Annotated in this window: 9 protein-coding genes and 1 pseudogene; 2 read left to right on the top strand and 8 right to left on the bottom strand. The window is 71.1% G+C overall.

The window, feature by feature from the left end:
- Window positions 1-36: 36 nt before the first annotated feature.
- From HGA02_RS04915 to HGA02_RS04885, 7 genes are all read right to left on the bottom strand, one after another.
- Window positions 37-657, bottom strand: a complete 621-nt coding sequence (locus HGA02_RS04915) for a ClpP family protease (protein ID WP_168678057.1) — start codon at window positions 655-657, stop codon at window positions 37-39.
- Window positions 657-1,280 (bottom strand): ClpP family protease, encoded by a 624-nt coding sequence (locus HGA02_RS04910; RefSeq protein ID WP_168678056.1) that lies wholly within the window; start codon window positions 1,278-1,280, stop codon window positions 657-659. Before HGA02_RS04910 ends, HGA02_RS04915 begins: the two co-directional genes overlap by 1 nt.
- Window positions 1,281-1,442: 162 nt before the next feature.
- A complete protein-coding gene (gene rplI / locus HGA02_RS04905) occupies window positions 1,443-1,892 on the bottom strand; it encodes a 50S ribosomal protein L9 (protein ID WP_124343318.1) in 450 nt (149 codons plus the stop codon).
- A gap of 15 nt (window positions 1,893-1,907) precedes the next feature.
- A complete protein-coding gene (gene rpsR / locus HGA02_RS04900) occupies window positions 1,908-2,144 on the bottom strand; it encodes a 30S ribosomal protein S18 (protein ID WP_124343319.1) in 237 nt (78 codons plus the stop codon).
- A gap of 77 nt (window positions 2,145-2,221) precedes the next feature.
- Complete coding sequence (locus HGA02_RS04895) at window positions 2,222-2,752, bottom strand: single-stranded DNA-binding protein (protein ID WP_162353561.1); 531 nt, start codon at window positions 2,750-2,752, stop codon at window positions 2,222-2,224.
- Between the two features lie 84 nt (window positions 2,753-2,836).
- Window positions 2,837-3,130: a 30S ribosomal protein S6 gene (gene rpsF / locus HGA02_RS04890; RefSeq protein ID WP_013772912.1), complete on the bottom strand. Its 294-nt coding sequence runs from the start codon at window positions 3,128-3,130 to the stop codon at window positions 2,837-2,839.
- Window positions 3,131-3,326: 196 nt separating this feature from the next.
- Window positions 3,327-5,783 carry a transglycosylase domain-containing protein gene (locus HGA02_RS04885; RefSeq protein ID WP_168678055.1) on the bottom strand — a complete coding sequence of 819 codons (2,457 nt, stop codon included), beginning with the start codon at window positions 5,781-5,783 and terminating at the stop codon, window positions 3,327-3,329.
- Window positions 5,784-6,216: 433 nt separating this feature from the next.
- On the opposite strand from HGA02_RS04885, the gene HGA02_RS04880 reads away from it, so the two are divergent.
- Window positions 6,217-6,873: a PadR family transcriptional regulator gene (locus HGA02_RS04880; RefSeq protein ID WP_168678054.1), complete on the top strand. Its 657-nt coding sequence runs from the start codon at window positions 6,217-6,219 to the stop codon at window positions 6,871-6,873.
- Window positions 6,870-7,961 carry an inositol-3-phosphate synthase gene (locus HGA02_RS04875; protein WP_168678053.1) on the top strand — a complete coding sequence of 364 codons (1,092 nt, stop codon included), beginning with the start codon at window positions 6,870-6,872 and terminating at the stop codon, window positions 7,959-7,961. Before HGA02_RS04880 ends, HGA02_RS04875 begins: the two co-directional genes overlap by 4 nt.
- A 222-nt stretch (window positions 7,962-8,183) precedes the next feature.
- On the opposite strand, the pseudogene HGA02_RS04870 reads toward HGA02_RS04875, so the two are convergent.
- Window positions 8,184-9,208, bottom strand: a pseudogene (locus tag HGA02_RS04870) (hypothetical protein); the annotation flags it as partial.

The following is a 9,208-nucleotide window of genomic DNA, read 5'->3' as shown; positions in this document are numbered from 1 at the left end:
GGCCGGGTCCCGTGACGGTCCCGGCCGCACGCGCGGTCACGCGGCGGGCAGCGCGGCGGGCACGTCCTTGAGGGTCGTGACCATGCGGTCCGCGAGCCCGTACTCGACGGCCTGCTCGGCGGTGAGGATGAGGTCGCGGTCGGTGTCCCGGCGCAGCCGCTCGACGGGCTGACCTGTGTGCCGGGACAGGATCTGCTCGACCTGCCCGCGCTGCCGCTGGATCTCGGCGGCCTGGATCTCCAGGTCGGCGGCTGTCCCCTCGGCTCCGCCGGACGGCTGGTGCAGCAGCACGCGGGCGTGCTCGAGGACGTGCCGCTGCCCGGGCGTCCCGGCGGCGAGCAGCACCGCGGCCGCGGAGGCCGCCTGCCCGAGGCAGAACGTCGCGACGGGCGGCCGGACGTACTGCATGGTGTCGTACACGGCGAGCAGCGCTGTCAGCGAGCCGCCCGGCGAGTTCACGTACACGTGGATGGGCAGCTCGGCGCTGTCCGACTGCAGGTGCAGCAGCTGCGCGATGACGACGTTCGCGACGCCGTCGTCGATCTCGGTGCCGAGGAAGACGATCCGGTCGGACAGCAGCCGCGAGAACACGTCGGACGTGCGCTCGCCCGTCGGCCGCTGCTCGACGACGTACGGGATCGTGTACTGGCCGGCCATCAGAGCCCCGCCTTCCGCAGCGCACCGTCGGGTCGGACGTCGTCGAGGTGCTCGACGACCTTGTCGACGAACCCGTACTCGAGCGCCTCGGCCGCGGTGAACCAGCGGTCCCGGTCGGAGTCGCGCTCGATCGTCTCGACGGTCTGCCCGGTGTGCTCGGCGATGAGGCCCTGCATGGTGCGCTTCACGTGCGCCATGTTCTGCGCCTGGATCGCGATGTCGACGGCGGTGCCGCCGATCCCGCCGGACGGCTGGTGCATGAGCACGCGTGCGTGCCGCAGCGCGAACCGCTTGCCGGGCGTCCCGGCGCTCAGCAGGAACTGCGCGGCTGACGCGGCGAGCCCCATCGCGAGGGTCGCGACGTCGTTCGGGATGAGCCGCATGGTGTCGTACATCGCGAGCGCCGCGCTGACCGAGCCGCCGGGCGAGTTGATGTAGAGCGCGATGTCGCGCCGCGGGTCCTCCGCGGACAGCAGGAGCAACTGCGCGCAGACCCGGTTCGCGACGGCGTCGTCGACCTCCTGCCCCAGGACGACGATGCGCTGGTGCAGCAGCCGGGTCGCGAGGTCGTCGTCGAACGGCCGGACGGCGGGTGGTGCGCTGGTGCGGGCGGTGACGGTCATCGGGTCCTCCTCGGGTGACGTGGTCCCTCGACCGTCGCACCGGGACCGTGCCCGGAGGCCCGCCCTCTGCCGTGGGCAGATCCGCCGCAGGCAGACACGGCCGGCAACGGCAGAGGCCCCCGGGACGGTGCGTCCCAGGGGCCTCTGCGCGTCAGGCGGCTGTCAGCCGGCGACGACCTTGACGGTCACCTTGGCGGCGACGTCCGCGTGCAGGCGGACGGACACCTTGTACTCGCCGGTCGCCTTGATCGGCTGGCCGATCTCGACCTTGCGCTTGTCGATCGCCGGGGCGCCCGACGCCTTGACCGCGTCCGCGATCTCGGCGGTCGTGACGGCACCGAACAGGCGACCCGAGTCGCCCGCCTTGGCGGTGATGACGACAGCCTTGGACTCGAGCGAGTCGCGGACGGCCTTCGCGTCGTCGAGCGTCGCGATCTCACGGGCCTTGCGGGCCTTGCGGATCGCGGTGACGTCCTTCTCGGCACCCTTGGTCCACGGCGTGGCCAGGTTGCGCGGGATGAGGTAGTTGCGGGCGTACCCGTCCTTCACCTCGACGACGTCGCCGGGGGCACCGAGACCGGTGACCTCGTGGGTCAGGATGATCTTCGCCATGTCAGGTCTCCTTTCTCAGCGGGCCGACGACGAGTACGGCAGCAGGGCCATCTCGCGGGCGTTCTTGACGGCACGCGCGATCGCGCGCTGCTCCTGCACGGACACGCCCGTCACGCGACGCGCGCGGATCTTCCCGCGGTCGGAGATGAACTTCCGCAGCAGGGCGGTGTCCTTGTAGTCGACCGTCTCGATCTTGGCGGCCTTGAGGGGGTTCTGCTTCTTCTTGGGCTTGCGAACAACGGCCTTGGCCATCGTGGTGCTCCTTCGTTCGGAGCCCCGGGCTTTGCCGGACCCGGGGATGGGATGTCTGGGGGTTGGGGACCCGCCGGTCAGAACGGGGGCTCGTCGGAGTAGCCGCCGCCACCGGAACCACCCGCGGGCGTCGCCCACGGGTCGTCCTGCTGGCCGCCGCCGCCACCGCCGCCGTAGCCACCGCCGCCACCGGAGTAGCCGCCGCCACCGCCGCCGCCACCGCTGAAGCCGCCGCCACCCGAACGCTGGGTCCGGGTGACCTTGGCCGTGGCGTAGCGGAGCGAGGGGCCGACCTCGTCGACCTGCAGCTCGTACACGGTGCGCTTCTCGCCCTCACGGGTCTCGTAGGAGCGCTGCACGAGCCGGCCGGTGACGATGACGCGGGTGCCCTTGGTGAGCGACTCGGCGACCGACTCGGCCGCCTCCCGCCAGATCGAGCAGCGGAGGAACAGCGTGTCGCCGTCCTTCCACTCGTTGCTCTGGCGGTCGAACGTGCGCGGCGTCGACGCGACGGTGAAGTTGGCCACCGCCGCACCCGACGGGGTGAAGCGGAGCTCGGGGTCCCCCGTGAGGTTCCCGATCACCGTGATGGTGGTCTCACCAGCCATGCCAGCTCCTCGCTCGTTCGATCAGTCGGAAACGGTCCTGGGGACCGCACGTCGGTTCCGCACGGTACGCGCGGCGACCGACACTCACGCGTCGGCGCGCAGCACCTTGGTCCGCAGGACGACCTCGTTGAGGCCGAGCTGACGGTCGAGCTCCTTGGCGGTCGCGGGCTCCGCGGTGAAGTCGACGACGGCGTAGATGCCCTCGGACTTCTTCTTGATGTCGTACGCGAGGCGACGACGGCCCCAGATGTCCACCTTGTCGACGGTGCCACCGTCGGTCTTGACGACCGACAGGTACTTGTCGAGCGACGGGGCGACGGTGCGCTCCTCGATCTCGGGGTCGAGGATGATCATGATCTCGTACTGACGCAGGCTCATACCCACCTCCTCTGGTCTCAGCGGTCACGGTCGTTCCGTGACAGGAGGGTTCTGTGCGTCGCTGCGCGTGCTCGACGGGCCGATCGGCGGCCGCCGGGCACAGGCACAGCAAGGGCCAAGCCTACCGGCCCGCCGCCGACCGCCGAAATCGCGGGCTGACGACGGGCCGGCAGGCCCGGACGTGCGGTCGGCGGCGTCAGCCGCCGTTGCCTCCACCGCCGCCGTTGTTGCCGCCCGCGTTGGCGGGCTGCGTGGGCTGCGGCGTGGGCTGCTGGGTCGGCGGCGGCTGGGTCGCCTGCGGCTTCGGACCCGTCGAGACGACGATGGTCACCGTGCTGCCGGCCGGAGCCTGCCCGCCGCGCGGGTCGGCCCGGATGACCCGGCCCGTCGTCACCGTGTCGGACGACTCCTTCTGCACGACGACGACCAGGCCGAGCGCGTCGAGCGTCGCCGTGGCGTCCGCCTCGAGCTTGCCCTCGACGTTCGGCACGTCGACGACGGTCGGCTCCGGCGGGGCCTCGGTCGCGGGCGCCTCCGTGGCCGTCTCCGTCGGGAGCGGCGTCGCGGTGGCCTTGCCGCCGACGTTCGCGCGCGGCGGGAACTGCAGGACCTCGGCGTACTGCGGCAGCGTGAACGCCTGCTTCATGTAGCTCTGCCAGATGAACGCCGGCCAGGTGGAGCCGGTCACGTACTTGATGCTGCCGATCGGCGAGATCGACTCGTCCGACGTGCCGTCCGGTGCCTTCTGCGACATCGACACGACCGTCGCCACGTTCGGCGTGAAGCCGGCGAACCACGCCGCCTTGTTGTCGTTCGTCGTCCCGGTCTTGCCGGCGATCGGGCGCCCGAGCGGCTTGATCCACGTCTTGCCCGAGCCGCTCTGCACGACCTGCTGCATCGCGAAGCTCGTGTCCGCCATGACGTCGGCCTGGAAGACGCGCTCACCCTCGCTCGGCGACGTGTACGCGGTGCTGCCGTCCGGGTTCGTGACGACCGCGACCACGTGGACGGGGAACTTCACGCCCTGGTTCGCGAACGTCGCGTACGCGTGCGCCAGGTCGATCGGGTGGATCGCGTCGGTGCCGAGCACGTTCGAGACGTTCTGCGGGCTGACCCCGGGCACACCCGCCCGGGCGGCCACGTCCGCTGTCTTGTCGGGCCCGACCTCGATGTTGAGCTGCGCGTAGACGGTGTTGACCGACAGCTCCGTCGCCTTCACGAGGTCGATGTTGCCGAAGTTGTCGCCGTCGAAGTTGCGGACCGGGGTGTTGCCGCCGTCCCACTCGGGGAACTTCTGCCCCGAACGGCCGTTGTACGTCTTCTTCAGCGGGATGCCGTTCTCGAGCCCGGCGACGAGGGCGAACGGCTTGAACGTCGAGCCGCCCTGGACGTTCTCGAACGTCGCGTGGTTGCGCTGGTCGGTCTCGTTGTTCGGGCCGCCGTACAGCGCGACGATCCCGCCCGTCTGCGGGTCGATCGACGTGATCGAGTACTTCGTCCGCTCGCCCGGCACCGCGCCGTCCTGGCCCTCGAGCGTGCCTGCCCGGAAGCCGTCGGCCGTCGCGACCGCCATGTCCTGCAGCGGCTTGCGGATCGTCGTCACGACGCTCATGCCAGCGCGGTTGATGTCGTCCTCGGACATCTTCAGCGGCGCACCGCCGAGCTCCTTCTTCACCATCTGCAGGAGCAGGCCGTTGGGGCCCATCTTCGACTGCGACGGCTGCTCGGGGATCAGCGTGGCCGACGGGAACACGAGCGTCGCGCGCTCGGCCGCGGGCAGCGCGCCGATCTCGACCATGTTGTCGAGCACGTAGTTCCAGCGGGCCTCGGCCTTCTCGGGGCTGACCGCCGGGTCCCAGTTGTTCGGCGACGGGATGATCCCGGCGAGCACGGCCGCCTCGGAGACGCTCAGGTCCTTCGCGCTCTTGCCGAAGTACGACTGCGCGGCCGCCTCGATGCCGTACGAGTCACGGCCGAAGTAGATCGTGTTGAGATAGCGCTCGAGGATCTTGCTCTTGTCCTCGGTGCGCGCGAGCTTGAACGCGAGCAGGGCCTCACGGGCCTTGCCGACGTAGTCGGTCGTCGTCGAGAAGTAGTAGCGCTCGACGTACTGCTGCGTCAGCGTCGAGCCACCCTGCGTCTTGCCGCCGCGCACGTTGTTGAGGAACGCGCGCGCCATGCCGACGGGGTCGACGCCGGAGTTCGTCTCGAACGTCTTGTCCTCCGCGGCGATGACCGCCTTGCCGACGTACTCGGGAAGGGTCGCGAGCCCGACGATCGTGCGCTTCTGCACCGCGAACGTGCCCATGACCTCGCCGTGCGGCTGGTCGGCGCTCTCGGGGGCGAAGTAGACGGTCGTGGTCTGGGCCGCGGTGTCGGCGTTGGGGTCCGGGATCGTCACGCTGTTGTACGCCGCGACCGCGCCGCCGAGCATGAGGAAGACGAGGGTCACGAACGAGCCGAGCACGAAGCGCCACGACGGCAGCCAACGGTGCAGGCCGGTGTAGCCCGAGCGCGGGTAGTCGAAGAACTTCCGCTTGCGCGGTGCGACGCCTGCGGCGCCCGTGGAGGCGGTGGTGGCGCCGGACGCCGGACGGGTGCGCGTACCGCGCCGCGACCGTGCGGGCGCGGCGCGCCGGTTCGTGCCTGCCAAGGCGGTGCCTTCCTGACGACGACTGGTCCGCGGGACGTCGTCCCGGAGGGGCCATGGGGGCCGGCCGGATCCGGACGCACGTCTACCGCGGAGCCCAGTATGGGGGCACGGGCTGTGTCCGCCCAGGGATGGGAGGGCCGTCCAGGCGGACCCTTCACACGATCGGCACCGGGTGCCCCGCGCTCCCCCGCGTCGGGCCCGCCTCGTGTGGCGTGGGTCACGACTGCGCAGGTCGGACCGCGTCCTGACGCGCCCCGGACGCCGTCGCGGCGCGCACGACTTGTCCGGAGGCATCGGGCCGACATACTCTCCGGATGTATCGAGTTGATACATCGACGGACACCCGCCTCGACGAAGCAGTCCGGACGTCGTCCTGCTCGTCCGGTGCGCCCCGCGCGCCCCGGACCGTACCAAGCCCTGAGGAGGTAGTGCCGTGCGTGGTCGTTCCGACGTGCTCGAGCCGGCCATCCTCGGGCTCCTCCACGAGTCCCCCATGCACGGGTACGAGCTGCGCAAGCGGCTCAACCTCGTGCTCGGGTCCTTCCGCGCGCTGTCCTACGGGTCGCTGTACCCCTGCCTCAAGTCGCTCGTCGACCGCGGCTGGATCGTCGGCACCGAGTCCGCCCCCGGCGCCGCCCACGGCGTCGGCAGCAAGCGCGCGCGGATCGTCTACCAGCTCACGGCCGACGGCAAGGAGCACCTCCAGCAGGTGCTCGCGTCGTCCGGGCCGTCCGCCTGGGAGGACGAGAACTTCGACGTGCGGTTCGCGTTCTTCGCGCAGACCGACGCCGAGACCCGGCTCCGGATCCTCGAGGGCAGGCGCACCCGCCTGACGGAACGCCTCGAGACGATCCGTGTGTCCTTCGCCCGCACCCGCGAGCGCATGGACGAGTACACGCTCGAGCTCCAGCGGCACGGCCTCGAACAGGTCGAGCGAGAGGTCCGCTGGCTCGACGGGCTCATCGACAACGAGCGCGGCCACCGTCGCGCGCGTACCGCAGGCACCGGCCGCCCGGCCGGAGCCGACACCACCGCTGTGCCGTCCGACTCCGTCGACACGGCGAACACCACCGAGAAGGAGCGAGGATGACCTCCATCCGCGTCGCCATCGTCGGCGTCGGCAACTGCGCCGCGTCGCTGGTCCAGGGCGTGCACTACTACGCCGACGCCGACCCGAACGGCACCGTGCCGGGTCTCATGCACGTGCAGTTCGGTGACTACCACGTGCGTGACATCGAGTTCGTCGCGGCCTTCGACGTCGACGCGAAGAAGGTCGGCTTCGACCTGTCCGAGGCGATCGTCGCCTCCGAGAACAACACCATCAAGATCGCCGACGTCCCGCCGACCGGCGTGACGGTCCAGCGCGGTCACACGCTCGACGGCCTGGGCAAGTACTACTCCCAGACGATCGAGGAGTCGGACGCGGAGCCGGTCGACATCGTCGCCGCCCTGCGCGAGGCCCGCGTCGACGTCCTCATCTGCTACCTGCCCGTCGGGTCGGAGGCCGCCGCGAAGTTCTACGCGCAGGCCGCCATCGACGCGAACGTCGCGTTCGTCAACGCCCTCCCGGTCTTCATCGCGTCCGACCCCGAGTGGGCCGCGAAGTTCGAGGCCGCGGGCGTCCCGATCGTCGGCGACGACATCAAGTCGCAGGTCGGCGCGACCATCACGCACCGCGTCCTCGCGAAGCTCTTCGAGGACCGCGGCGTCGTGCTGGACCGCACCTACCAGCTGAACGTCGGCGGCAACATGGACTTCAAGAACATGCTCGAGCGCGAGCGCCTGGAGTCCAAGAAGGTCTCGAAGACGCAGGCCGTCACCTCCAACCTCACCGGTCCGCTCGGTGGCAAGAAGGAGGACCGCAACGTCCACATCGGCCCGTCGGACTACGTCGCGTGGCTCGACGACCGCAAGTGGGCGTACGTCCGCCTCGAGGGTCGCGCGTTCGGCGAGGTGCCCCTGAACCTCGAGTACAAGCTCGAGGTCTGGGACTCCCCCAACTCGGCCGGCATCATCATCGACGCCCTGCGCGCCGCGAAGATCGCCAAGGACCGCGGCGTCGGCGGCCCGATCCTGTCCGCGTCGACGTACTTCATGAAGTCGCCGCCCGTGCAGATGGAGGACACGCAGGGCCGCGCCCAGCTGGAGTCCTTCATCCGGGGTGAGGTCGAGCGCTGACGCGCAGTGCAACGAAGGTTGGAGGGCCGGGTGCATCGCACCCGGCCCTCCGGCCGTAGTGGAACGGAGCGTCAGCGCGACCGAAAGAACAGCGCGCTGCGGCGACCCGACATCCCGAGCCCACCACGACCCCGCGGTGAGCGACACGTCAGCGCGACCGGAAGAACAGCGCGGCGAAGAGACCGGCGCGCCGCGGAGCCTGCGGCCTAGCTGCCTTCCCCCTTACTCCCCCACGACCACCGACCCCAGCGTCGCCCGCCCACCCTCCGGCGCGTCCTCCGACGACACGAGCTGCACGGTCCGCCCCGTCCCCGCGTCGTACCGCACGACGGAGACGGTCCGCCAGTCGTCGTCCCGCACCTCCAGCACGACGCTGTCCGAGCCCGCGTGCAGCGCCGTGACGAACCCGTGGTCGGGCAGGAGCCGCACGGCTCCCCCGTCTCCGACGAGCCAGGTGGCGGACATGCTCTCGGTGCTGTCGGTGACGACCTGGCGCCCGTCGGCGAGGACCCCGGCGACCCACGGGTAGGAGAGGAACAGCTCCTCGTAGAGCCGCGTGGTGGTGCCGGCGTCCCAGTCCCAGGCCCAGGTGCTCGTCGCGTGCTCGGCGTCGGTGCAGTGCAGGACGACCGCGTCGTCGGAGAACCACCCGCCGGGCGAGCACGAGCGGAGAGAGGTGCCGGGCGGCGGGAGGAAGGCGCGCACCTCGCCGTTCGGCGGGATCGTGGTGACACCGGTGCCGTTCCACGCGTGCGTCGCCGACGGGCTGAGGTCTTGTGCCCACATCCGGGCGGCCGTACCGAGCGTCGTCGGCGTCCCTCGGTCGTCGAGCGCCACGAGGGTGCCGTCGGTCGACTGCCAGAGCGTCGTGCCGGTCGGGGTGGCGCCGACCCACTGGGCGTCGTCGGAGACGCCGACGGGCGTGCGGCTGCCGTCGCGCAGGTCGAGCCAGACCGGCTCGAACCGTCCGTCAGGGTGCTCGACGTGCGCGAGCGCCCGCTCGTCGCCCGCCTGCCACCACGTCACGGTCAGGAGGTCCGTGCCGATGTCCGTCCGGTAGGTGGTGCCGTCGGGACCGGTGAGCGCGAGCGACCGGCCGGCCCCCTCGACCCACCACGTCGTCAGCAGCCAGCCCGGCGCCGACGCCTGCACGACGTCGTCCGTGATGGCGCCCGCGCCCGCGGCGGAGGTCGCCGTCGGGGTCGGCGTGGGTGTCGGCGTCGCTCCGGCCCCGGCGGTGGGGGTCG

It is taken from the genome of Cellulomonas septica (assembly GCF_012396155.1).
GTDB lineage: Bacteria > Actinomycetota > Actinomycetes > Actinomycetales > Cellulomonadaceae > Cellulomonas > Cellulomonas septica.
The sequence above is the reverse complement of the archived record's forward strand: the minus strand, read 5'-3'. Positions and strand labels throughout refer to the sequence as shown.

Coding starts and splice junctions, on each gene's coding strand:
- rpsF (WP_013772912.1), bottom strand. CDS start 3,130: ATGAGCCTGCGTCAGTACGAGATCATGATCATCCTCGACCCCGAGATC.
- HGA02_RS04915 (WP_168678057.1), bottom strand. CDS start 657: ATGGCCGGCCAGTACACGATCCCGTACGTCGTCGAGCAGCGGCCGACG.
- HGA02_RS04875 (WP_168678053.1), top strand. CDS start 6,870: ATGACCTCCATCCGCGTCGCCATCGTCGGCGTCGGCAACTGCGCCGCG.
- rplI (WP_124343318.1), bottom strand. CDS start 1,892: ATGGCGAAGATCATCCTGACCCACGAGGTCACCGGTCTCGGTGCCCCC.
- HGA02_RS04910 (WP_168678056.1), bottom strand. CDS start 1,280: ATGACCGTCACCGCCCGCACCAGCGCACCACCCGCCGTCCGGCCGTTC.
- rpsR (WP_124343319.1), bottom strand. CDS start 2,144: ATGGCCAAGGCCGTTGTTCGCAAGCCCAAGAAGAAGCAGAACCCCCTC.
- HGA02_RS04895 (WP_162353561.1), bottom strand. CDS start 2,752: ATGGCTGGTGAGACCACCATCACGGTGATCGGGAACCTCACGGGGGAC.